General features: G+C 30.5%; 18 protein-coding genes. 8 read left to right on the forward strand and 10 right to left on the reverse strand.

Annotated features, from left to right (window positions below; all coding sequences use genetic code 11):
- On the reverse strand, positions 1-285 hold the full coding sequence (locus Q0714_RS11215; RefSeq protein ID WP_298265057.1) for a hypothetical protein: 285 nt from the start codon (positions 283-285) through the stop codon (positions 1-3).
- 9 nt (positions 286-294) lie between these two features.
- Complete coding sequence (surE, locus tag Q0714_RS11220) at positions 295-1,059, reverse strand: 5'/3'-nucleotidase SurE (protein ID WP_298265058.1); 765 nt, start codon at positions 1,057-1,059, stop codon at positions 295-297.
- Between the two features lie 386 nt (positions 1,060-1,445).
- Here surE and Q0714_RS11225 point away from each other — a divergent pair, with 386 nt between their 5' ends.
- From Q0714_RS11225 to Q0714_RS11245, 5 genes are all read left to right on the forward strand, one after another.
- The gene (locus tag Q0714_RS11225) at positions 1,446-3,557 is read left to right on the forward strand and encodes a carboxy terminal-processing peptidase (RefSeq protein ID WP_298265061.1); all 2,112 of its coding nucleotides are present in this window, start codon (positions 1,446-1,448) and stop codon (positions 3,555-3,557) included.
- 348 nt (positions 3,558-3,905) lie between these two features.
- Entirely contained in the window at positions 3,906-6,026 is a 2,121-nt protein-coding gene (locus tag Q0714_RS11230) for a hypothetical protein (protein ID WP_298265063.1), read from the forward strand.
- An 11-nt stretch (positions 6,027-6,037) separates the two neighbouring features.
- A complete protein-coding gene (locus Q0714_RS11235; protein WP_298265065.1) occupies positions 6,038-10,048 on the forward strand; it encodes an FISUMP domain-containing protein in 4,011 nt (1,336 codons plus the stop codon).
- A 135-nt stretch (positions 10,049-10,183) separates the two neighbouring features.
- Positions 10,184-10,633 carry a thioesterase family protein gene (locus Q0714_RS11240; protein WP_298265067.1) on the forward strand — a complete coding sequence of 150 codons (450 nt, stop codon included), beginning with the start codon at positions 10,184-10,186 and terminating at the stop codon, positions 10,631-10,633.
- Positions 10,623-11,414, forward strand: a complete 792-nt coding sequence (locus Q0714_RS11245) for a DNA/RNA non-specific endonuclease (protein ID WP_298265069.1) — start codon at positions 10,623-10,625, stop codon at positions 11,412-11,414. The genes Q0714_RS11240 and Q0714_RS11245 overlap by 11 nt, the downstream gene beginning before the upstream one ends.
- Before the next feature lie 83 nt (positions 11,415-11,497).
- Here Q0714_RS11245 and Q0714_RS11250 read toward each other — a convergent pair whose 3' ends face one another.
- From Q0714_RS11250 to Q0714_RS11275, 6 genes are all read right to left on the reverse strand, one after another.
- Entirely contained in the window at positions 11,498-12,406 is a 909-nt protein-coding gene (locus tag Q0714_RS11250) for a glycyl-radical enzyme activating protein (protein ID WP_298265071.1), read from the reverse strand.
- The gene (gene hypD, locus Q0714_RS11255) at positions 12,407-14,860 is read right to left on the reverse strand and encodes a trans-4-hydroxy-L-proline dehydratase (protein WP_298265073.1); all 2,454 of its coding nucleotides are present in this window, start codon (positions 14,858-14,860) and stop codon (positions 12,407-12,409) included.
- Between the two features lie 225 nt (positions 14,861-15,085).
- Positions 15,086-16,738 (reverse strand): sodium/sugar symporter, encoded by a 1,653-nt coding sequence (locus Q0714_RS11260; protein ID WP_298265075.1) that lies wholly within the window; start codon positions 16,736-16,738, stop codon positions 15,086-15,088.
- Positions 16,739-16,758: 20 nt separating this feature from the next.
- Complete coding sequence (galK, locus tag Q0714_RS11265) at positions 16,759-17,877, reverse strand: galactokinase (RefSeq protein WP_298265077.1); 1,119 nt, start codon at positions 17,875-17,877, stop codon at positions 16,759-16,761.
- Positions 17,878-17,921: 44 nt separating this feature from the next.
- Positions 17,922-18,938 carry a UDP-glucose--hexose-1-phosphate uridylyltransferase gene (locus Q0714_RS11270; RefSeq protein WP_298265079.1) on the reverse strand — a complete coding sequence of 339 codons (1,017 nt, stop codon included), beginning with the start codon at positions 18,936-18,938 and terminating at the stop codon, positions 17,922-17,924.
- 80 nt (positions 18,939-19,018) lie between these two features.
- The gene (locus Q0714_RS11275; protein WP_298265081.1) at positions 19,019-19,723 is read right to left on the reverse strand and encodes an NUDIX domain-containing protein; all 705 of its coding nucleotides are present in this window, start codon (positions 19,721-19,723) and stop codon (positions 19,019-19,021) included.
- A gap of 214 nt (positions 19,724-19,937) precedes the next feature.
- Between Q0714_RS11275 and Q0714_RS11280 the strand changes: the two genes are divergently transcribed.
- Positions 19,938-20,291, forward strand: coding sequence for a hypothetical protein (locus Q0714_RS11280; protein ID WP_298265083.1), 354 nt, complete (start codon positions 19,938-19,940; stop codon positions 20,289-20,291).
- Positions 20,292-20,297: 6 nt separating this feature from the next.
- On the opposite strand, the gene Q0714_RS11285 is transcribed toward Q0714_RS11280, so the two are convergent.
- Positions 20,298-21,005, reverse strand: coding sequence for a LytTR family DNA-binding domain-containing protein (locus tag Q0714_RS11285; RefSeq protein WP_298265085.1), 708 nt, complete (start codon positions 21,003-21,005; stop codon positions 20,298-20,300).
- On the reverse strand, positions 21,002-22,048 hold the full coding sequence (locus Q0714_RS11290) for a sensor histidine kinase (RefSeq protein WP_298265087.1): 1,047 nt from the start codon (positions 22,046-22,048) through the stop codon (positions 21,002-21,004). The genes Q0714_RS11285 and Q0714_RS11290 overlap by 4 nt, the downstream gene beginning before the upstream one ends.
- Before the next feature lie 221 nt (positions 22,049-22,269).
- On the opposite strand from Q0714_RS11290, the gene Q0714_RS11295 reads away from it, so the two are divergent.
- Positions 22,270-23,532: a nuclear transport factor 2 family protein gene (locus Q0714_RS11295; RefSeq protein WP_298265089.1), complete on the forward strand. Its 1,263-nt coding sequence runs from the start codon at positions 22,270-22,272 to the stop codon at positions 23,530-23,532.
- A gap of 12 nt (positions 23,533-23,544) precedes the next feature.
- Complete coding sequence (locus tag Q0714_RS11300) at positions 23,545-24,711, forward strand: alpha/beta hydrolase-fold protein (protein ID WP_298265091.1); 1,167 nt, start codon at positions 23,545-23,547, stop codon at positions 24,709-24,711.
- The last annotated feature ends 5 nt before the right edge of the window (positions 24,712-24,716 follow it).

Below are 24,716 nucleotides of genomic sequence, written 5' to 3' on the forward strand. Positions count from 1 at the left end.
TTATTTAGAAAATATATTTAAAAATAAGACTAAAAAAGCAATGAAAAACGTTTCCAATAACACACCTCTAGCTCTATATATTTGTTTCTTTTTTAAAAACCCAAAGAATACAAAAAAGTTTGCTAAAGCCCCTAACATTAATACTTTTTCTTCTAAATTTCCTTCTTTAATTAATTCTAAACTTTTGTAAAATCCAAAATTTGAAAAAAATTCAATAAAAATATAGCACCCAAAAGATGTAGCTATTAAAGCTACTAAAAAGCCAATAAGCATTTCTTTTTTCATTCGTTTAAATTACAAATTCCAATTGTTTAATTTTTGAATAAAATGATGTGCTGTTAAATCAAACTGAACAGGTACTACTGAAATATAATTGTTTGCTAAAGCCCATTCATCAGTATCTTCACCTTTATCCATATTTACAAACTTACCAGTTAACCAATAATAAGTTCTTCCTTGCGGATTGGTTCTTTTATCAAATTCTTCCACCCAGTTTGCACGTGCTTGTCTACAAACTTTTATTCCTTTAAATGTTTCACTTTTTGGGAAGTTTACATTTAACACAACACCCTCTGGCAGGCTATTTTCTAATACATTCAGAGCAATTTTTTTAATAAACTCTTTTAAAGGTTTAAAATTTGCATTCCAAGAATAGTCCAGTAATGAAAACCCTATAGCTGGAATCCCTTCTACACCAGCTTCAACTGCTGCGCTCATAGTTCCTGAATAAATAACGTTGATAGAGGAATTTGACCCATGATTGATGCCTGAAACACATAAATCTGGTTTTCTATCTAAAACTTCACTAACCGCTAATTTTACACAATCTGCTGGTGTTCCTGAAGATTTAAATTCGCGTTGTGGACCTTCATCAATTTTTACCTCATTACAATACAACGTTTCATTAATTGTAACTGCGTGTCCCATTCCACTCTGTGGTCCGTCAGGCGCAATTACTACAACATCCCCTATCTCGTTCATCACAGAAATTAAGGTTCTTATGCCTGGAGCTGTTATTCCATCATCATTTGTTACTAAAATTAAAGGTCTCTTACTCATGGTTATTTTATTAAATAACAAAACTACTATATTTTATTTGGTTACAATAACTTAAACTTTAACATTTTGTAAAGAAACTTCGGTCTTAATTTTTTTTAATATTGTAGTAAATAATGCTTATTTTTTATAAACAAAATTTGAAGTAGTTATACTTTTAACTTTTCAATTTAATCTTTGAGTAGAAAAGTAAAATGTATTAAAAACCGTAAACAAATAACACATAAAATAGTGTTTGAATACAACTTAGGAAACTGTTCAATAAAAAAACATTAAAATTTCTGAATCTTTCCTTAGTATTTATAAAAAAAAGTTAAATTAGACCACTAGCTAAAATAATGGCATTATTTTAGTAGTTACTAACAAAACAATCTTAAACAGCCTGACAGATGATGATTAGAAAATTTAAAATTTTATTATCCTTATTTTTTGTTGTTAGCTTATTTACAAGTTTTCAAACTGTAGCTAACCCAGACCCAAAAGATAAAATTTTATTAACCATTTTAAAATATGTTTTGACAGAAGGACATTATGAACCTCATGAAATTAATGACGCTTTTTCTGAAAGAATATATTTTGACTTTTTAGATAGATTAGATCCAGCTAAAAGATATTTTCTACAATCGGACGTTGATGAGTTTTCAAAATATAAAACACAAATTGATGATCAAATAAATAATAAAGATTTAACATTTTTCTTTACAGTTTATGAGCGTTTTAAACAACGAACAAATGAATCTAAAAATTACTATCAAGAAATTTTAAAACATCCTTTCGATTTTAGTAAAGATGAAATTTTAAATGTTGATTATGAAAAAGCTCCATATGCAACAAATAAAAATCAATTATTAAATGTTTGGCATAAACAACTTAAATTTAGTACGCTTTCTCGTTTATATGATAAATTAACTGATGAAGAAGATAAGAAAAAAGAAGATGCTTCTTATGTTATGAAATCTATCAATGAGCTTGAAAAAGAATCTAGAGAAGCCACACGAATAGGCATGAAAGAATCTTTTGAAAGATTTGATGAATTGACCTATTCTGATTGGTTTTCAACTTTCATCAATTGTATTGCAGAAGAGTTTGACCCTCATACCACGTATTTTGATCCAAGTGTAAAAAAACGTTTTGATATTTCAATGGCGGGTAAATTAGAAGGTATTGGAGCTAGGCTTCAAAAGAAAAATGATTATACCAAAGTAAGTGAATTGATTTCTGGAGGTCCAGCTTGGAAACAAGGTGAACTTGAAGTAGGAGATTTAATTACTAAAGTTGCTCAAGGTGATGAAGACCCTGTTGACATTGTTGGAATGAGGTTAGATGATGCCATTGAGTATATTAAAGGTAAAAAAGGAACTGAAGTTAGGCTAACAGTTAAAAAAGTAGATGGTACCATAAAAGAAATTTCAATTATTAGAGATGTTGTTGAATTGGAAGAAACTTTTGTAAAATCTAGTATTGTAAAAAAAGAAGGTCGAACTTTTGGAGTGATTCATTTGCCAAAATTCTATATAGATTTTGACGAGAAAAACTTTAGAAATTCTGCTACTGATATGGAGCAAGAAATTGAACGTTTGAAAAAAGAAAACGTTGAAGGATTAGTATTAGACTTAAGAAACAACGGTGGAGGCTCTCTTCAAACCGCTATAGAAATAACTGGATTGTTTATTGATAAAGGTCCTGTTGTACAAGTAAAGTACCGCGATAGAGCTCCAGATATAAAAAAAGATAAAAATTCAAAAATTCAATGGGATGGTCCTTTAGTAGTATTAGTAAATGAACTTTCAGCATCTGCCTCAGAAATTTTTGCAGCAGCTATGCAAGACTATAAAAGAGCAGTTATAATTGGGGGTAAACAAACCTATGGAAAAGGCACAGTGCAAAGTGTTTTAGACTTAAATAGATATCATAGTTTAAAAGAAGATTTTGGTGCTTTGAAAATGACTATTCAAAAATTTTATAGAATTAATGGAGGTTCAACACAACTTGAAGGAGTTCATTCTGATATTATGTTACCAGACAGATTTACTTATATGGAAATTGGTGAACGTGATTTAGAAAACCCTTTAAAATTTGATAAAGTTCCTCAAGCCAATTACTCACTTTGGAATAACTACCAAAACTATGATACTGCTATAAATAATAGTAAAAAACGAGTAGCAAGTAACCATTATTTTAAACTAATAAATCAAAATGCTAAATGGTTAAAAAAATCTCAAGATGACACTATCATTTATTTAAATTTAAATGAATACAAAAAAGATATAGAAAACAACAAAAATGAATCTTTAAAATATAAATCTATAAGAAATTATACCACTAACTTAACCTTTAACTCTCCTTTATACGAAAAGCCGTTAATAGAAAGTGATAAAGATTTAGCTGAAAAAAGAGAAACTTGGCATAAAAATTTAAAAAAAGACATTTACGTTGAAGAAGCTTTGAATGTTTTAAGTGAATTAAAAATTAAACCTCAGCATCATTTAGTTAAAAATTAATTTTTACTTTTTATATTAATAATCAAACCCCTTTCGTTGATAAAAAACATTGAAAGGGGTTGTTTTTATGTTTATTAGAAAATTTTTCCATACCTATAAACTTAGATTTTTAATGCAACCTATTTTGACTTCAAAAAATATAAGTTATTTTTTTTTTGTATTTTGTTATTAAATCAAAAAAATCAAACTCATTATTAACCCTAATTTTAATGCTATAATAAATACAATTTAAAATATACTGAACTCATATTTTTTTCTATAAGGGTAACAATTTTTGTTTTTTTTGATATATCACTAAAAGCCTTATTAAATGGTAAGGAAGCTATTAACAAAAAGTCAAATTTTATTATGAAAAAATTAGGTATTCTTGTTTTTTTTGTATGTGTTACCTTTGGGTATTCTCAAAAAAAAATAACAGAACTAGAAAAAAACAACTCTAGTTTAGTTGAAGTTTTGATAACTACTGGCATTTCTTCTGCTACATCAACATTTAGTGACAATTCTTATGCTGCTGATGGTAGTTTTATCGAACTATCTTCAACTTACTATTTTTCTAAAATTGGATTAGGAATTTCTCTAGGAGGTTTTTCAAACCCAACCGAAGGAAATTTACGGAATTTTGCCAATGAAGTTTCTTATCCTGTTAAATTTAATTCTGAAAAATGGAAAACTTCATACTATAGCATTGGTCCAAACTACAAAACAACTTTTGGCAGTTTAGAAACAACTATTTTTGGTCGAGCCGGAATCATGCTTGTCAAACCAATTTCATTAGAAGGTAATTTTACTTCCGAAAATGTAGATGTTTCCACTACCATACCTGTTTACAATTATAATACAAACGAAACATCAAATATTGGTTTTTATAATGCTGGTATTAGATTGGGTTATAAATTACATCCAAATTGGGGTTTGTATGCAACAGCCAATTATTTGTCAGCTTTTTCTGATGGAATTACTGCCATAGATGGTCGTAAACAATTTATTGATATTAATAAAGATGGTGTAATAAATGAAGTAGATATTATTAGACAAGATGGAACGCAAATTGAGTTCAAATACACCGAAAAAAACATCCAACCACAAGTATTTAATTACGGTTTTGGCGTAAGCTATAATTTTGGCAAAAAGCTTACCACATCTAATAAAAATAAGAAGCAATCATCAAGAGAGAATTCAAACCCATATTTTGTTTCTAATGAATTAAAAGATAAAATGATTGCTAAAAATAGTGGCTCTGTTGTATTTACCAATCCTTCAAAAAAAGACAAGAAACAACAAAAAATAATTGGTGTTTTACCAAAAAATAACAGTGTTTTTAAAAATTCAAGTGAAATTAAAAATTTTACTTGGAAAGTAATTGGCACTAAAATTTTAAACCCTCAATACATTATTGAAGTTACTAAAATTGGAAATAACCAAAAATCACAACGTATATATATTGAAAAAACTTCAAGTACATCTTTAAATACATTGCAAATTTTTAAAGATCACCAATTAAGTGATGGTCAATACCGATGGAAAGTTACTGAAACATCCACAGGAAACTCATCAGCACCAATGTTTTTTACTTTCAGTAATTGCGAAATAGATTTTACCATTTCAAATGAAGAAATTGAATGTTTAGGATATGAAGGCGAAAACAGAAAATTTAAAATTTGTTTTGATTCAACTTATTCAAGTACATCAGGTGATTTAACATATACAAACCCTAGTTCAGGTTTATCTGTTTTCGACCAAACCTATTCACCTTTATCTTATACTTTAGTGAGTCCAAATCCCACACTTTTAACTCAAATTGGAGCAAGCACCACCACAATAAGCTACTGTTTTGAAGTAACTGTTTCTGCAAGTGTAACCTCAATTGGTTTTGGTTTACAAGGAGATGATTTAGATCCAAGTCCTATTTTATGCCAACCAGGCGTTAGTGTCAATTTTGATGAATTACCTAATTGCATTTGCGAAGAATGCGAAGAAATGGATCTTTCTTTTGATAATTTTAATATTTCATTGAATGGAACAAATGGTAATCAATTTAATTTTAATGGCGATATTAATGTAAGTGTTCCTATATATGGTATTGAATTTCAAATACAATCTTATAGTTATTCAGCCAACCCTTCAGCTTGTTCAAAAGGTGTTAGTACTGTTGAAGAATCGGGCATGTTTTTAATGCCAGGAACCACTATTAATGGATCAACATCTTTACAGCTTATAAATGAAACTGCTTCTGGAAGCCTAAGTTCTAATAACAATGCCACAAAAAACGTAAAATATACAAGTAATTCGATTTTAACAGGTGCAATTCCTGTAAACTTAACTATTGGTTTACCAGGCCCAATCTCTGGTTTCGATCCAAGTTGTTGTGAAATTGAATATACTGTTTGTATAAAAGTTAAAGTCTTTTATGAAGAAAGCAATTGCAAATCGTGTGTATTTACTCATTGTTTCACCTTTAATAACCAATAAAAATTACTATCATGAAAAATATATTATATCCATTCAAAACATATATGTTGCTAGTATTTTTATTTGCAACAACCATAATACAATCTCAAATTGCAGTAAATACTTCACCTAATACAAATACTTGCAATTTAAACGGTGACAATGTTACAGTTTCTGTACCAACAGAAGCTTTAACAGGAGACAACATCCCTTTAAACATTACTTTACCAGGAAGTTATGATGCTGGCTGCGTAAAAACGGTTAGTATAACCAATTCATCGAACTTAATATTTCAAAGTTCTGGTGCCATTCCTTTTACTGATATGGGAGGAGGCACCTACCAAAATGCACCATCCCCTACTTTAAACGGTAATGATGGTCATAATTTTAATGTATTTTATAAATTTCCTGGTTATATAACTTGTAATGGAACTGTTGGAACGTTTGATGTTACAGTAACTTTAGATTGTGCTGGTGTTATTACTACGTGTACAACTTCTGTAAATGTTATAGCAAGGGCTGCAAATTATTGGTCAATTTCTAAAGAATTTGTAACTGGTGATTTAACTTGTGGGCTTTCCACTTGGAAAATTAAACTACATCATAATAATCCAAATGGGTCTGGTTTAGGAACTTATAAACTGTCAGGAACCATAACAGAAAGTCCTTCTGTACCTGTAGTAAGTGGAGCTGTACATACGGTAAATTATTCAATGGCTAGTAACTCTTTTTACACTAAATATATAACGCTTCAAAATTGTGCACCAGAAGGTTCAATAATTACTAATGTTGCAAATTATAATTTTACCTTAGGAGATGGAACTTGCGGTACAATGTCTGGTTCCATATCAGCCAATTCAGATCCGTTAGTTTCTCCAAATACAGATTTATCTTTTGTAAAATATGCTTACGATAATAATGGATATCCATATACACATCCATATTTTAACATTCCTCCTGGGTGTGCTGGAAAATATCGAATTCAGGCTAAAAACAATGGAAATGTACCTTGGACAAACCTTGTTATTACAGATAACTTTAATATTCCCGGAATAACAATTACAGGAATAAGCCCACCTATAGGATGGTCTGTTACACCTTCAATACCACCTTATTCAAACATCTTTTATACATTTACAGCGCCTTCTGGTTTTATTTTAAATCCTGGCGAAGAAATTAATATATGGGTAGATTTTGAAGTGAATTTAACAACTAGTTCAGGTACAACTATTTCAAATTCAGCTAATATAGATTATCAAGCAGTTGGAACAGGAAGTGGAAATGGTTCTGGAGGAGGTTCATCTCCTTGTCCAGCTATCAACTGTCCTACCATAGATACCTCGCTTCAAAATAAAACAACTTCTGTAGATTTTGATGTTGCTACACCTGAACCAAGAGGTTCTATTAAAAAATGTATTTTAAATCCTCCAAGCACCATTGTTCCACCAATTTATCAAATTGGAGATATCATTGAATTTAGTGTTATGATTGGAAATTCTGGCTCAGGTAATTTATCTACAACCTTAACCGATGTTTTTGGTATGCCAGGTCAAAATTTAGAAATACTACCAGGAACTATTACGTATGAATATTATGCCGACCAAAACAGAGGCTATAGAAATAGTTGCAGCCCACCTTTTGGAGCTCCAATTTCACCTCCTTTTCCAGTAACAGCTAACACCACAGATTTACAAAATCCGTTTTGGAATATTACCAATATGCCTGGTATTTGTGATTACAACCGATCAAATTTCTTAATCATAAAATTTAATGCTGAAGTTTTAGCACAACTTTATGGAACTAAAACTAATGTTGCAAGTATTCCAAGTACCACCGGTTTTGGGACACATTCTAGCGCTGTAAATTATACAATAGATCAAGTTGGTATTTTAGGTATTTTTAAAAAAGCTAATACAGAGATTGTTGAAAATGGTCAATCCTTCAATTATACTATTACAGTTTCTAATAATGGAAGTGTACCTTTAGATAACATCGTAATTACTGATATGCTACCTGACTGTGTTTCAGTTAACGGACAAATAGCTATTGAAGATTCTTATGCTACTCCAATTCCGTTTACAACTTCTGGCGGATTGATAATTAATATTAACCCAACAACTCAAATATTCCCTGGAAACGATTTTACCATTACCATTCCAGTAGTTAAATCTGGCGGAGGAAACTGTTGTAACGAAAGTGTTTCGGCTACTGCAGAAATGACAACTTCTGGTGTAGAATTAAGTGCTAATTATGGAAGCCCAGAAGCTCCTGCAGCATGTGTAACCGGAACAGAATGTTGTGATGTTGAAGATTTTGAGGCAACTATTCAAGAAAATAATGGGACTTTTAATGTTAGTATTAACGGAGGAAGTGTTCCAATACAAGAAGTAGAAATTTCTATGGTAGATTACCATATCGAATATTCTGATCGAGCCTGTAAACCAGATGATTTAGGTCTATTTGGAACCTTAACTACTTCAACTACAAATCTGGGTAATTTAATTTTAAATACTGGAGATAATGGTACCAGCAGTTTAACTTGGCAACTTGGAAATCCATCCATTATAAATGGAGTAGTTAATTTAGATATTTTGTATCCAGAAGTTTTAAATTTAGAATGTTGCGATGTTGATTTTTATTTCTGTTTAAAAGTAAAAGTTAAAGATGTTAACTGTAATGTTTGTGAAAAAATAATATGTTTTTCAAGCGATCAACAAACTGAACCAGAACCTTGTGATATTAATATTGAACCTTTCAATTCAGATAAGAAATACTGTGTAGGTGAAACCATAAATTTAAATTGGTCTGGTACTACTCCAACTGGTCTAGTTAATATTTCATTATTTGACAATACAAACGGAGTAGTGTATTCAGTTTTAGCAACTGGAATTCCTAATACAGGTTCATTTACTTATACAATACCACCATCAATACCTTGTGACCCTCCAAGAGTTTGGTCTTTTATTGTTGAAGATGCTGAACGTTTATGTTTAGATAAAAGTGATCGGTTTATAATTGAATGTTGTGATCAGCAAAGTGAATGTGATTGTGGTGAATGGATAGAAAACAGTGTTTCTATAAAAGGATATCATAAAAAAATTCCAAAAAACCCAAAACAAAAAATCTATTTTCAATCAAATTTTGAGAAAAAAATTGAATGTGGAAATGAAATTGAATTAAAGCCAACCATGAACTACACATTTACAGCACCAAATTATGTTTGTAATCCTGAAAGTTGTGATGTTGAATATAAATGGACAGTTGTAGATCCAGATGGCATTATACTATCTGATAATGGTAAAACTTTTAATTATACTTTTACTAGCTATGGAACTTACAAAATAATATTTACACCAATTTGTGGCGGAATTAGATGTGAACCTTGTATAATTTATGTCAATATTGAAAAATTTATTGAATATGAACCGGGACCTATTGGTATTCCTTATGAGCTTCCAAACAAGATTGGCAGTGTATATAACCCCAAAACAGGTAAAACATGGATGAATAAAAACCTTGGAGCAACTCGGGTAGCCACAAGTCCAACAGATGCTTTAGCTTTTGGAGATCTATATCAATGGGGACGTTTAACAGATGGACATGAAAAAAGGTCAAGTAATACCATAGGCACTTTAAGCAATTCTGACATCCCTGGACATGGGAAATTTATAACAACAAGCAATTCACAATCTGATTGGCGAAGTTCTAAAAACAACGCACTTTGGCAAGGCTCAAATGGAACTAACAACCCTTGTCCATCTGGTTATAGGCTACCTACAGAAGCCGAATTAAATGCCGAACGTTTAACTTGGGTTACCAATGATGCAGCTGGAGCTTTTGCCTCTCCTTTAAAATGGGTTTTGGCAGGTGCACGTAACAAAAATGGGTCTTTAGACACCTCAAACAAAGGCTATTACTGGTCAAGTAGTATAAGTGGAAACGATGCTAAATCATTACGTATATTTAATGCGAATGCTAATATTTATGGGGGAATGGTTCCTAATCGTGGTGCTGGATTTTCTGTACGTTGTATAAAAAATTAAAAAAAAGGATTGGTTCGTTTTAAATGAACCTTAAATTAACTAAATTAGTAGTTTATAATTGTTTTAAAAGAGTCGAGAAATTTCTCGACTCTTTTTACGTTTTACCTTAAATTAGCAACTTCAAAAAAATATCAAATGAATTTCGAAGTATTATTTAAAACAAAATGGTCTGATTTTGACCCAAATCGTCATATGAGACATACAGCGTATAATGATTATGCTGCTGAAGTTAGAGTTCGGTATTTTCAAGAACATGGGCTGTCTATTAATGAATTTGCCAAACTAAATATTGGTCCTATTTTATTTAAAGAAGAAACTTCTTTTTACAAAGAAATTCATATAGGTGAAAATATTACAGTAAAAATGGAATTAGAAGGAGTTTCAAAAGAGATTGAACGTTGGCGTTTTAATCATCAAATTTTTAATGAAGCTGGAAAACTTTCTGCCGAAATAAAAGTTTATGGTGCTTGGATAGATTTAGAAAAACGTAAATTAACTTCTCCTCCTGCTGAATTTGTAAAGATTTTTGAAGACTTACCTAAAACTTCTAACTTTAAAGAAATTCCATTAAAAAGTGAAAAATAGGAAAACTATTTATGCCATAATTGCATTGTTATTTGCATGTATATTATATATCTATGATAATTATGATGTGGAAGAAAAAAACATTTCTTTTTCTTCAAATTTCAACTATTTACCTACGTCAACCACTGGACAAATAATACATCACAATTATTATTCTCTTTCTTATAATGAAAAATTTGAACAAGCTGAATGGGTTGCTTATGAATTAACTTTGGAACATCTTTCAAACCAAAATTTTAAAAGACCGTACTTTGAAAAAGATTCAAAAGTAAAAACTCAAAGTGCCAACTACAAAAATTATAAAAACTCTGGTTATAACAAAGGTCATTTATGTCCAGCTGGTGATCGTAAATTTTCAAAAGAAGCCTTTAACGAAACTTTTTTAACTTCTAATATTACTCCTCAATTGTATGAATTTAATGCTGGTATATGGAACAGATTGGAGCAAAAAGTACGTTATTGGGTACAAAAATATGATAAATTATATGTGATTACTGGTGGAGTTTTATCTAAAAATTTAAAAACAATTGGCAGTGAAAAAGTAGCTGTTCCAACACAATTTTATAAAATTATATTAGATTACCATCAACCAAAAATTAAAGCTATTGCTTTTTTAATTCCTCACAAAGCTTCAGAAAAAGGTTTGTATAACTTTGTGGTTACTATTGATGAAATTGAAAACTTAACCGGAATTGATTTTTTCCCAGAATTACCTGATGAAATAGAATCTAAACTCGAAAAATCTTCCAACTACACTAATTGGAATTTTAGAAATTTTTAAAAATAGGGTAACAAATTTTAGTATTTGTTGATATAATTAAAACAAAAGCTGAATAATAAAATCCTTATACGTTTAGATATTAATCATCCCCCAACAGAGGCAGAAATACCATTATTTTTAAATATTGAAATAATATTGGTTATTTCATTTATATTAGGAGCTTCAAATACGTGATTGTTATTTGGAGTTCCTAATTTTTTATATTTATTTTCAGCAATATTATGGTAAGGAAGCAGGTTAATAACGGTTCTGTTTCCTTCTAAAGAATTCATAAATTTTGCAGTTTCAATAATATTTTTTTTAGACGTATTTACTCCCTTAATTAAGGGCATTCTAAAAATTAATTCACAATTAGTTTTTGCTAATTCTACAATATTGTAAAGTATTTTTTGATTAGAAACACCTGTAAACTCTTTGTGTTTCATAGAATCCATTACTTTTAAATCAATCAAAAAAAGTTCCGTGTGTTTGGCTACCTCCAACACGGTTTCTAAACTTGCAAAAGCAGTAGTATCTACTACCCTATGATACATTCTTTTTCCACATTCTTTTAGAGCTTCCAATAAATATGTTGAATGCATTAAAGGTTCTCCTCCAGAAAATGTTACACCACCACCTGATTGATCAAAAAAGATTGCTTCATTATCAATCTTCTGCATCAAATCAGAAATTGAAATTGTAGAACCTAACATTTCAAAAGCTTTAGTTGGACAAACTTCAGCACATTTACCACATAAATTACAAATAGTATAATCTGTAAATATACCCTCTGAAGTCATTTTTAGAGCATTATTTGGGCAATTTTTAATACAGCTTAATGCTCCAATACATTTTTTAACATTGTACATTTTTTGCACTTTTGGTGACATACTCTCTGGGTTATGGCACCATTTACACTGCAAATTACATCCTTTAAAAAATACGGTTAATCGAATTCCAGGACCATCATTTATAGCATATTTTTTAATATCAAAAATTAGACCTGTGCTCATTTAAAACGATTCGTTTTCTGTTCTATCAATTACTTCTTGTTGTAAATCGGCATTCATATCGTTAAAATAATCGCTATAACCCGCCATTCTAACCAATAAATCTTTATAATCTTCAGGATTTTCTTGAGCCGCATATAAGGTTGCTGTATCTACAATATTAAATTGAATATGATGCCCTCCTAAAGCAAAATAACTCCGTACTAAGTTACCCAGTTTCATAATATCTTCATCACGCTTTAATAAACTCGGTAAAAACCGCTGATTTAATAAGGTGCCTCCTGATTTTACTTGATCAATTTTGGTTAATGATTTTATAACTGCTGAAGGTCCATTGGTATCACAACCATGTGATGGAGAAGTTCCATCTGAGATAGATTTGTGAGCTAAACGTCCGTTTGGTGTTGCTCCCATTATTTTTCCAAAATACACATGACAAGTTGTTGACAACATATTTAAATGAAAACTCTCTCCTTTTGTATTAGGTTTTCCGTCAATGGCATCGAATAAATCGTTATATACTTGTAGCGCAATTGAATCGGCATAATCATCATCATTTCCATAGAAAGGAGTTTTATTCAATATCGTTTGACGCAAAATTTCTTTTCCTTCAAAATTTACTGAAACTGCATTTAAAATGGTATCCATTGATATATTTTTATCTTCAAAAACATGTTTTTTCAAAGTTGCTAAACTATCTGTAACCGTTCCTAAACCTGTACATTGAATGTAATTTGTATTATAACGAGGCCCTCCATTGTAATAATCTTTCCCATTGGTAATACAATCGTCTATAACTACTGATAAAAAAGTTGCAGGACTATATTTTGCAAACATCCTATCGATATAATTACTTACTAAAATCTTCTGATTTACAATATAATTTAGTTGCGTTTTAAAAGCTTCATACAATTCATTATAACTTTTAAAATCTCTTGGATCTCCCGTTTTAATACTAACCTGTTTACCTGTTAATGGATTTACACCATTATTCAATGTGATTTCAATAATTTTAGGAACATTTAAATAACCTGTTAAAATATAGGCTTCTTTACCAAAAGCGCCAACTTCAATACAACCACTACAACCTCCTTCACGAGCATCTTCTAGAGATTTTCCTTGTCGTAACATCTCAGGAATGTATACATCTGGATTAAAAATGGAAGGATAACCGTGCCCTTGACGAATTACTTTACATGCTTCTTTTAAAAACCGATCTGGAGTTCTAGAACTTATATGTACCGAATTTCCAGGTTGTAACACGTGCAATTCTTCAACAATTTCTAACATTATATATGAAACTTCACTAACGCCATCGGATCCATCGCGTTTTACACCTCCAATATTTATGTTGGTAAAATCGTTATAGGTACCACTTTCTTTGGCTGTAATTCCTACTTTTGGAGGTGCAGGATGGTTATTTACTTTTATCCAAAAACAACTTAATAATTCTTTTGCTTCTTCTCTTGTTAAAGTACCTTCGGCTAATTCCTTTTCGTAAAAAGGTGTTAAATGCTGGTCAAAATGACCAGGATTCATAGCATCCCAACCATTTAATTCTGTAATAGTTCCTAAATGCACAAACCAATACATTTGTATGGCTTCATAAAAATTACGAGGTGCATTTGCAGGCACCCACCTACATACTTCTACTATTTTTAACAGTTCTTGTTTTCTTTTCGAATCAGTTTCTACATTCGCTAGCTTTTCCGCTAAATCGGCATGTCGTTCGGCAAAAATAATGACTGCTTCACAAGAAATTTTCATTCCTTCTAATTGTTCTTTTTTATCAGTAGCTTCTGGATCATTTAAAAAATCTAAACGATTTATTTGTTGTTGTATTTCTTTTTTAAAATCCAACATGCCTTTTTTATAAATTTTTCCATCCAAAGCTGTATGTCCAGGAGCTCTTTGCTCCATAAATTCAGTAAACAAACCTGCTTCGTATAATTTACTCCACTGTTTTGGAACATGACTAAAAATTCTTTCGCGCATTGATTTCCCTTTCCAATAAGGAATTACTTCATTCTTATAAGTAGTAATATCTTTTTTAGAAATAGTGTATCGTTGCATTTCTCTGGTGTTTAACACGTGGAAATCTTCAACACTATGACAGGTAAGTTCAGGAAATGTTGGAACTGCTTTTGGCTTTGGACCTCGTTCACCTACAATTAATTCATCATTTCCTAAATAAATACTTTTTTGTTTACATAGTTCTAAAAAATTTAGCCCTCTTAGTACAGGGGTTGCATATTTTCCAAAATTAGCTTTATAAAATTTTGTTTGGATTAATGCTCTTTCTATTGATAAGGTAGGTTCGGTTTCAAAACTTAATTTTCTCAGTTTTTGAATTCGTTCATTCATCCCTGGACCAATGTTATTATTTATTGGCTGATAAAAATTACCTTGTACTGAAGCTGGTCTTTCTGGTTGTATAAATACAGATTTGGATTTCATAATTAAAAAGTATTGGATAAGGTCTCTAAAAAAATGCTTGAGGAAACTCTAAAAATAATTATGAAATGACAGTAAAAAACATAAGGCACTCAAATAACTGTCTGTAAGATTTTGTATGAGTAGTACTATTTTTAAAAGTTTTCATATATAAAAGATGAATTCATCTCAAATATACAAAAAAAGAGCTGACAACTGCCAACTCTTTTTTAACTTAAACTTATATTATTATTTCCAAAATAGTGAATAAAGAACAACTAAAATTATCATCACTGCAAAGGCTCCAACGTTAAATATTGGGCTTGTTTTAAACAAATTTGAAGTAATAGCAATTCCTTTTTTATCATCTGCTCCTTTGTTTTGAAAATAACTTACAAGAGCAATAACTATCATGGTAATAATTAAAGTATATGCCATTTGATCCATAAAAGGAACATTTACAAAGATTGAATTTGTTGACCAACCCTTTGGAGCAACTTTAAAATACATTGCCACTGGAATTGAAGTTAGAGCACCAATAATAGCACCTTTATTAGTTGTTTTCTTCCAAAATAATCCCAACATAAATACCGCTAAAATACCTGGACTCACCACTCCAGTATACTCTTGAATAAACTGGAAAGCTTGATCTATACCACCTAACAAAGGAGCCATAATGCAAGCAATGATTAATGCAATTCCAGCAGAAATTCTTCCAGTATTAACCGTTGCTTTATCGCTTGCTGTTTTATTAATATATTGTTTATAGATATCCATTGTAAATATTGTTGAAGTTGAATTTAGCATAGAGGCTAAAGAAGATACAATAGCGGCTGCCAATGCAGCAAAAGCAACACCCTTTAAACCTGTTGGTAAAAATTGTAACAACCAAGGGTAGGCTTTATCAGCCTGCTCTGCCGAAGGTAAATTTTGTAATCCTTCAGCTCCAAGTCTCATCATAATTTCAGGATCATTTACCATTACATAAGCTGCAATTCCAGGAATTACAACAATTAAAGGAATGATTAACTTTAAAAAAGCCGCTAACAAAATCCCTTTTTGTGCTTCTTTTAAAGATTTTGCAGCCAAAGTACGTTGAATAATATATTGATTAAACCCCCAATAATATAAATTTGCTACCCACATTCCTCCAACTAAAACTCCCAGTCCAGGAAGGTTTTTAAATTCTGGATTTGATTCATCTAATATCATTGCAAATCTTTCAGGTACTGCATTGTAAACTGTTTTAATTCCTTCTACAACTCCTTGTCCATCAGAAACGGTGTTTAAAGCTAGATAAGTTGTAGCTAAACCTCCTAAAACCAAGAACACTACCTGAATTACATCGGTCCAAGCTACCGCTGATAAACCGCCATATAATGAATAGGCCGCTGCAAAAAGAGCTAAACCAATTACACCATACATCATAGGAATTCCCATAATTGTTTCAAGTGCTAAAGAACCTAAATATAGTACCGACGTTAAGTTTACAAATACATATAGCGCAATCCAAAATACTGCTAATATGGTTTTTAAATTGGTGGAGTATCTTTTTTCAACAAATTCAGGAATTGTATACAATCCTTTTTCAATAAAAATGGGTAAAAAGTATTTCCCAACAATAATTAATGTGATAGCCGCCATCCATTCATAAGAAGCAATTGCTAAACCAGAAGCAAATCCTGAACCAGACATTCCAATAAACTGTTCTGCAGAAATATTAGCAGCTATTAAGGATGCTCCTATTGCCCACCAAGGCAGCGATTTACTCGCTAAAAAGTAATCTTCAGCATTTTTTTGATGTCCTTTTTTATCTTTTGACACCCATAAACCAACACCTAAAATTAATAGTGCATAGATTATAAATATGAAATAATCTAAAAATTCAAAATTTGCGGTCATAAAAATATATTTAAGTTTAATTAATTTTTAATAGATGTTCCTTTACTAGGCATAACTTCAAAAGCAGTTAATTTAATATTAAAATTATTAAAATAAGCCTTTGAAATATCTTCAATAAATTGTTCAATTTTATGTTCATGTATGATATTAATAGTACACCCTCCAAAACCTCCACCCATCATTCTGGCTCCTAAAACCTCTTTATAATCTTTTGAAAATTCTACTAAAAAATCTAACTCTGAACAACTTACTTCATATAGGTTTTTTAAGCCTTCATGTGTTTCGTAAAGATATTTTCCTAAAGTTGTTAATTGTTTGTTCTTTAATGCATCTACAGTCTTTTTTACTCTTTCATTTTCTTCTATCACATATTTACATCTATTAAAAATGGTTGGATCCAATGTACTTTCAAATTTATTTAATAGATCTAATGTAACCTCTCTTAAAGATACAACATGTGGATGTTCTTTTTGAATTATTTTTACTCCAGTTTCACATTGCACTCTACGTTTATTATATTCTCCCGAAGCCAAATTATGAGAAACATTCGTATTTAAAAGTACTATTTTATATGGTTTTATTGAAACAGGAATGTATTCAAATTCTAAAGATTTGCAATCTAACAAAATTACATGGTCTTTTTTACTCATTACAGAGGCAAATTGATCCATTATACCGCACTTGGTACCTACATAATTATGCTCAGCTCTTTGCGATAATTCAACAATTAATTGTTTCGAAAGTTTTAATTTAAAAAGTTCATTTAAACCAAAAGCTAAACCACATTCTAAAGCGGCTGAAGAGCTAACTCCTGAGCCAATAGGGATGTCACTTTCTATAACACAATCAAATCCTTTTAAATTGTTTGTAAGTTGCTGTAGCTCAAAAACAACTCCTAAAATATAGTTTTCCCATTGATGTTTACTTGGTTCAACTTTAGTTAAATCAAAAGAAAAACTTGCATTAAAATTAACACTACGGACATTACAAATTGTTGAATTTTCATTTTTCTTAAAAGAAAACTTTATTTTTTTATCTATGGCTGTTGGTAAAACAAATCCGTTGTTATAATCTGTGTGCTCTCCAATAATATTAATACGTCCTGGAGATTCTATACATAAATCGTATGTTGAGTTCATAAAGTTACGTTGTCTTTATTTAATTAATATGTATCATTTTAAAATTATAATGATCTTAATTTTTCAGCCGCTAATTCAGCCGTAATGTCTCTTTGAGGCATGGCAAACATTTCATAGCCTACCATAAATTTTTTAACGGTAGCTGATCTAAGCAATGGTGGATAAAAACTCATATGCCAATGCCATTCTTCATAAACCATTTTATTGGTAGGTGCTTGATGGATCCCTGCTGAATATGGAAATGATGTATTAAAAAGTGCATCGTATTTTTGTGTTAAAAGTTTTAGCTGTTGAGCAAAACTATTTTTTTGATCATCTGTTAAGTTTTTAATATTTGGCATTGCTTGTTTTGGTATAATCATAGCCTCATACGGCCAAACAGCCCAAAAAGGAATCAATGTTACAAAGTGTTTATTTTCGGATATAATTCTAGTTTGTTCCTTCAATTCTTCCTCAAGGTAGGTTTTTAATAAACTAGTACCATTTTTCTGATAAAACTCTTTTTGTGTGGCTGTTTTTTTCTGAATTTCAGTTGGGATAGAGTATTGCGCCCATATTTGTCCATGAGGATGCGGATTACTACAACCCATAATTGCCCCTTTATTTTCAAATATTTGAACGTAATTAATATTTTTAAGATTGCCTAATAAAGAATATTCTTGTTGCCAAGTTTCAATTACTTTTTCAATTTCTGAAATCTCTAAATCTGGTATTGATAGGGAATGATTAGGCGAAAAGCATACAACTTTACATATACCTATTTCTCCTTCAGCCCTTAACAGACCTTTTTTATAACTGAATTTTTCAGAGTTGTTCATAAGCGCACCAAAATCATTTGAAAAAACATAGGTGCTTTTATAATCGTCATTTTTCACCCCATTAATACGCTTATTTGTAGGGCATAAATAACATTCTGAATCATACGAAATTTTATCTTTTGGTTCAGTGACCTCTTGTTTTCCTTGCCAAGGTCTTTTTGTTCTGTGCGGAGAAACTAAGACCCATTCTCCAGTTAAAATATTAAATCTTTTGTGCGGTTGCTCTTTTAAATATGTTTCCATTTAATTTTGACATAATTTAAAAATAATAAATGTTAAATATACGTTTATTATTCAATATAGTCAAAATAATACATAATTATTTAAAGCTCAAAATTATTACCTTTAGCAACAAACTCTTTATACTTCTCATTATCAAACATATATAGAAAAGCTCCTTTTTTTGATCCCGATTTATCTTTTTCTGTAGTTTTTGTTAAAATATCAAATGATAAAATCTTTTTTCTAAAATTCCTATCGTCTAGTTTTTGTTGATAAACGCACTCATAGAGTATTTGTAATTGTGGGATGGTAAATTTTTCTGGAAGTAATTCAAATCCAATGGGTTGGTATATGGCTTTAGATCTAAGCTTAGAAATTGCATCTTTTACCATTTCATTATGATCTAAAATTAAGTTAGGAATATTGTCAAAATCGAACCAATGAGCATCATATTTTTCAACATTCTCAATATCGAATTCATTAATTCTAATCAAACTAAAATAAGCAACAGAAATTACTCTTTCACCAGGATCTCTATCTAATTTACTATAGGTTTTTAACTCATCTAAATATACATTAGATAATCCTGTTGATTTATATAATATTTCCTTAGCTGCATCTTGTAAAGTTTGTTGATTATTAACGAAAGATCCAATTAATGACCATTCTCCTTTGAGAGGTTCTACTTTTCTTTTAAATAATAAGAGTTTTAGTTTGTGGGAATCAAATCCGAAAATTATACAATCTACTGCTAGTAAAATTTTTTCTTGACCGCTATATAAAATTGAAGTATTGATTTTATGCATGTATAAAATATTATTTTTAATTAAAATGTAGCAATCTACTTTTTAATATCTGTAAATTTAAGAATAAACCAATACTAATTAAAAAAATATCAATGTTATTCAAATCAATATTGAAGAGCTTTTCAAAAAAATCATTTCTAAAGCCTACTTCATAAATTTCATTAAATTTGAGGCAACAGAATTATTTTAAGGAACAATTGAAAAAAACAATACTATGCAAAATTCAAATTCATTAATAAAACCAGGCTTTTGGCAATCTGCTGGCAAAAATCCGTTTTGGATAAACGTTGTTGATAATCATGTGTTTTGGTTAGGAATGAATCAAAAAACTAACGATATTAATTTAGGAGAAAACTGGTGCCATGTGGGTCATGGAATAATAAATGAAGATAAAATAGAACTCTCATGGGCAGATATTCCTGTAGGTAAAGACAAATTGTATGGGAAAATAACCATAAAAATAATTGACGAAACACATATTAAAGTAATTGAAGATTCGGGTAATTTCGGAAAATCTGAATGGGAATGGGTTCATCCAATTAAGAGTTTCTCAAGCTTACAAAAATAAATTTCATCAAGAAGAAATTAAACGTTCCATTACTTGGTGTTTATAACTATGACCAATAGGAATCTCAATTTTTCCAATTTCAATATCGTGCTTTGTAAATGCTGTAATAGCTTCCTTATTTACAATAAACGATCGGTGAATTCTTAAGAAGCGATTATCAAGCAATTCATGAAAGGCTGTAATGCTATATTTGGTCATTACGTTACGGGTCTTATAATGTATTTTTATATAATCCTTTAAGCTCTCTATATACAAAATATCATCAAATTTTATTTTGATATTTTTTCTGTTTGCTTGAACAAAAACATAGTTGCTTAATTCCGATGCTTCTTCCTTGATTACTTTTATAGTTTTTGGTTGAATGCTTTCCAAGAATTTTTGAATGGATTTAAAAAACCGCTCAAAAACTATAGGTTTAAGTAAGTAATCAACGGCATTAAGTTCAAACCCTTCAATGGCATAATCTCGGTAAGCGGTTGTAAAAATTACTTTAGGTACATTACTGAGACTTTTTAAAAAATCGGTTCCTTTAAGTACTGGCATTTCAATATCTAAAAATAGCAGGTCAATGGAATTAATTGCTAGTATTTTAGTGGCTTCCAAAGCACTTTCACAAGATGCCACTAACTCAAATTCATCAAATTGAGAAAGATGTGTTTCTATTAGCTCCCTAGCAAGTTCTTCGTCATCTACAATTACGCACTTGTACTTCATGCTGTCTTAATTTTTAAATCTACCTTATACTTTTGATCTTCATTACGCACCACTAATTTATGATTATTTGGATAAAGTAACTCAAGCTGTTTTTGAACATTACTAAGCCCAATTGCTTCCCTACTCTCTTCATCATGTCTATGAGTGGAAATTGTATTTTCAATACTAAAATAAATCTTACTACCCTCTGTTTTTAATAAAGCAATAATGCTGGCTTCTCTTATTTCTTGGCTCACCCCATGTTTGAAAGCATTTTCAAAAAAAGTGAGTAAAAGTAAAGGTGCTATTTTTACCGTATTATCCACATTACTTTCAAAACTTATATACACCCTTTTTCCATACCTAATTTTCTCTAGTGCTATGTAATTATTCAACAACTTAACTTCATCACTAAGAGCTACGAATTCTTTATTACATCTATAAAGGGTATAATCTAAAATTTCAGACAATTTTGCAATCACCTCTGGGGTTTGGTCTGATTTTTTAATTGCCAATGCGTACAAATTATTAAGGGTATTAAATAAAAAATGAGGATTAAGTTGATTTTTCAATGCACTCAACTCTGCAACTTTCTTTTGTTCCCTTAACTCTAGTGCTTCACGCTGATGCTTGTAATAACGAACTGACATAAGTATAACAGCAGGAAAAAGAAACCAAATAATATTTTGGGCAAAATAATGAAAATCTGTAGCTCGCCACCAAAAATCAACTTTACGAGATAAACGATAAAACTCAGGAAAGATAATCTCAAAACCATAATACCTAAAAAAGGTGTACAGTACAAATGCTAAATAAAGCAGAACAAACACACTTATTCCGAAAAGAATTTTTCCATATCGATTAAGCACATATGGTACTAGCACATAAATCATTACATAGGCAACCATCATTTGTGGAATAATTTTAGTTGCATACGCAGCTACGTAAGCTAGCTTCATGCTTTGATACCCCAATGTTGGTAGCACAAAAAACAAGAACAATAGTACCCAAAAAATGGCATGACTTACAACTGTATTCAGTAAGTGTTTTTTATTAAGTAGCATCAGACAAATTTACACCAAACATCTAACATAAAGAATTTTCTTTTATACCACTACTTTAGTAGACAAAAAAGCATTTAAGGCAGATAAAAACATAGTTTACAAAGCTGAAAACCATTTTTATAAGAATCCCCTTTTCTGTTAGTTAAAATCCCTTATTTATCTACTTTTTATTTTTGAATGACAATATAGGGTTTATTTGTATTTCATTAAATACTCACAAAATGATTAAACACATATCATTACTAATAATAATTTGTTTTAGTTTTGGACTACAAGCTCAAAACCAAAACAATAAAAAATACTTTAGACATATTAGGTACAATCATGTATCACCACACGTACCCATTTTGGGAATATACCCAATATCAAAACTGGAGGCAGATTCCTCTTCTCATTATGTATTTACATATAAAAACAAACAACTTGTAGAAATTATTAACCACCACTATCACACACAACAGCAACATCCGCTAACAACATTTGGTGCTTACAGAATTGAATTTTTGTATAACAACCATATGGAGATACGAACATTTTATGACCCCAATGGAAAACGTATAACTAACGATAGAGGAGTTTTTAAAGAGATCTTTACAAAGGATAAAAATGGTTTCATTACCGATTTAAATTTTTACGACCTAAAAGACAATCACATGCAATCCAATTGGGGAATTGCTCATTACCAATGGAAAAAGCATAAAAAAATGGTAGTAGAAAACCGGTATAATTTAAATGATTCCACAGTAACAATTTCACCATACTTTAAGTTTGGTACAACAGGAATAGTTTACGATAAAAAAGGTTATCCTAAAGCCAATTACAATCTGGACAACAATTTTAAGCCTATTGAAAATGCAACAGGCGTCGCCTCTTATCATGACACTTATGACGAAAATGGAAACCACATTAAATATGAGTATCACAATAAAGATGGTAAATTAACTTTAAATCAATGGAGATTTGCTTACGGCGTGAAGAAGTATGATACTAACGGAAATCAAATTGGCAGAGCGGTACATGATGTTGACAAAACCTTACTCAATGAAAGAATAGATTTCTCCAATGTATATACCAAGTTGGCTTCTCCTATCTCTAAGAAAGATTCAATTGAAATTAAGCGAATATCCTTGGGCTATTTAATCGCATTACAAGAGTTAAAACCTAAACTTATGAAAAAGGTAATGCACGAACAACTAGCAAAGCGTACCATCGAATTCGATTTTAAAAATAAAAAAGAAAAAATAAGAGAAACTACCTATAAACAGATGCTGGATTTTGCCGAATCGTGGAATAAATCTGGAATAAAATTTCCAACAAACCCGAAAAATGAGGTTACCATTTTAGATGCATATCAAAAAGCGGCTTCTGTAAAACTAGTATCAGACAACTGGTATGAATATTTACACCTTATCAAAATTAATGGACAATGGAAAATAGTAAATTTGCTATGGCTCTATAAAGATTCTAGGAAAAACATTCATTAAATCTCTTATATCATGAATAAATTTATTTTTACTGCTTTTTGTTTGCTTACAATTATAAGTACTAACTATGCACAAGAACACAATCCAATTAATATAGGGTTTAAGGACAAACTCTACTCCCATACACTTAACGAAACAAGAGAATTTTGGGTAAGTCTTCCAAATTCTTATTACGAGGAAGGTTCATCATATAAAAAGTACCCAGTATTAATAGTGCTAGATGGACATGTTCACTTTAAACCTGTAACAGGTATGGTGAACTATATGAGTTCTGGATACAATGGCAACCTGAGAATTCCTGAAATGATTGTAGTGGCAATTCAAAACGTTAACAGGCGAAGAGATTTTACACCTGATAAAATTATTACAACAAGAAAAAACGATTCTGGTGGTGGAGAAAACTTTTTAAGTTTTATAGAGGAGGAACTTATTCCTGAGCTGGACAAGAAATATAGAACAGTTCCCTATCGCATACTTTTTGGACATTCACTAGGTGGTTTGTTTGTTACTCATACCTATATGAAAGAACAAACACTTTTCAACTCTTTTATTGCTGTTGATCCAAGTTTAGGTACTTGGAATGCAGAAACGATGGATAAAAAATTAACAGCTGTTACTGAAAATTCATTCAAAAGATTTCTTTACATCGCCTCAGCCAATTGGGGCAAAAGAAATATTAGAAATCGCGATCGACATATAAGATTATATGAATCTTTAAATAGTAAATGTAAAAGAGAGTTTCCTGCCAAACTGGAATATTTTGAAAATGAAAACCACGGATCTGTACCCCTCATTGCATTCTATAAGGGTATATCTGCAATTTTCAATGGCTACGGAATATCCTATCGTAATATCACAAGTAAAGAACAACTACTCCAACATTTCAATCAGCTTTCTGAACGACTTTCATGGGATTTTAGCCCTCCTGAATCACTTATAAATCGAATTGGATACCATATGTTACAAAGTAATCGTGAAGATGATAGAAATAAAGCAATTGAGATATTTCTTTTAAATACAGAACTTTATCCTCTTTCATATAATGCATTTGATAGTTTGGGTGAAGCCTATATGGTTAATGGAAACACCGAACTAGCTATTGTGAATTATAAAAAATCACTGGAGTTAAACTTTAACAATGAAAATGCAAGAGCTACAGTAAAAAAACTAAAAAAATAACCACG

It is taken from the genome of uncultured Lutibacter sp. (assembly GCF_947493565.1).
In the GTDB taxonomy this organism is placed as follows: domain Bacteria; phylum Bacteroidota; class Bacteroidia; order Flavobacteriales; family Flavobacteriaceae; genus Lutibacter; species Lutibacter aestuarii.

Excerpts from the sequence above, each read along its gene's own strand:
- Q0714_RS11215 (WP_298265057.1), bottom strand. The coding sequence starts at position 285 with ATGAAAAAAGAAATGCTTATTGGCTTTTTAGTAGCTTTAATAGCTACA.
- surE (WP_298265058.1), bottom strand. The coding sequence starts at position 1,059 with ATGAGTAAGAGACCTTTAATTTTAGTAACAAATGATGATGGAATAACA.
- Q0714_RS11225 (WP_298265061.1), top strand. The coding sequence starts at position 1,446 with ATGATGATTAGAAAATTTAAAATTTTATTATCCTTATTTTTTGTTGTT.
- Q0714_RS11230 (WP_298265063.1), top strand. The coding sequence starts at position 3,906 with ATGAAAAAATTAGGTATTCTTGTTTTTTTTGTATGTGTTACCTTTGGG.
- Q0714_RS11235 (WP_298265065.1), top strand. The coding sequence starts at position 6,038 with ATGAAAAATATATTATATCCATTCAAAACATATATGTTGCTAGTATTT.
- Q0714_RS11240 (WP_298265067.1), top strand. The coding sequence starts at position 10,184 with ATGAATTTCGAAGTATTATTTAAAACAAAATGGTCTGATTTTGACCCA.
- Q0714_RS11250 (WP_298265071.1), bottom strand. The coding sequence starts at position 12,406 with ATGAGCACAGGTCTAATTTTTGATATTAAAAAATATGCTATAAATGAT.
- hypD (WP_298265073.1), bottom strand. The coding sequence starts at position 14,860 with ATGAAATCCAAATCTGTATTTATACAACCAGAAAGACCAGCTTCAGTA.
- Q0714_RS11260 (WP_298265075.1), bottom strand. The coding sequence starts at position 16,738 with ATGACCGCAAATTTTGAATTTTTAGATTATTTCATATTTATAATCTAT.
- galK (WP_298265077.1), bottom strand. The coding sequence starts at position 17,877 with ATGAACTCAACATACGATTTATGTATAGAATCTCCAGGACGTATTAAT.
- Q0714_RS11270 (WP_298265079.1), bottom strand. The coding sequence starts at position 18,938 with ATGGAAACATATTTAAAAGAGCAACCGCACAAAAGATTTAATATTTTA.
- Q0714_RS11275 (WP_298265081.1), bottom strand. The coding sequence starts at position 19,723 with ATGCATAAAATCAATACTTCAATTTTATATAGCGGTCAAGAAAAAATT.
- Q0714_RS11280 (WP_298265083.1), top strand. The coding sequence starts at position 19,938 with ATGCAAAATTCAAATTCATTAATAAAACCAGGCTTTTGGCAATCTGCT.
- Q0714_RS11285 (WP_298265085.1), bottom strand. The coding sequence starts at position 21,005 with ATGAAGTACAAGTGCGTAATTGTAGATGACGAAGAACTTGCTAGGGAG.
- Q0714_RS11290 (WP_298265087.1), bottom strand. The coding sequence starts at position 22,048 with ATGCTACTTAATAAAAAACACTTACTGAATACAGTTGTAAGTCATGCC.
- Q0714_RS11295 (WP_298265089.1), top strand. The coding sequence starts at position 22,270 with ATGATTAAACACATATCATTACTAATAATAATTTGTTTTAGTTTTGGA.
- Q0714_RS11300 (WP_298265091.1), top strand. The coding sequence starts at position 23,545 with ATGAATAAATTTATTTTTACTGCTTTTTGTTTGCTTACAATTATAAGT.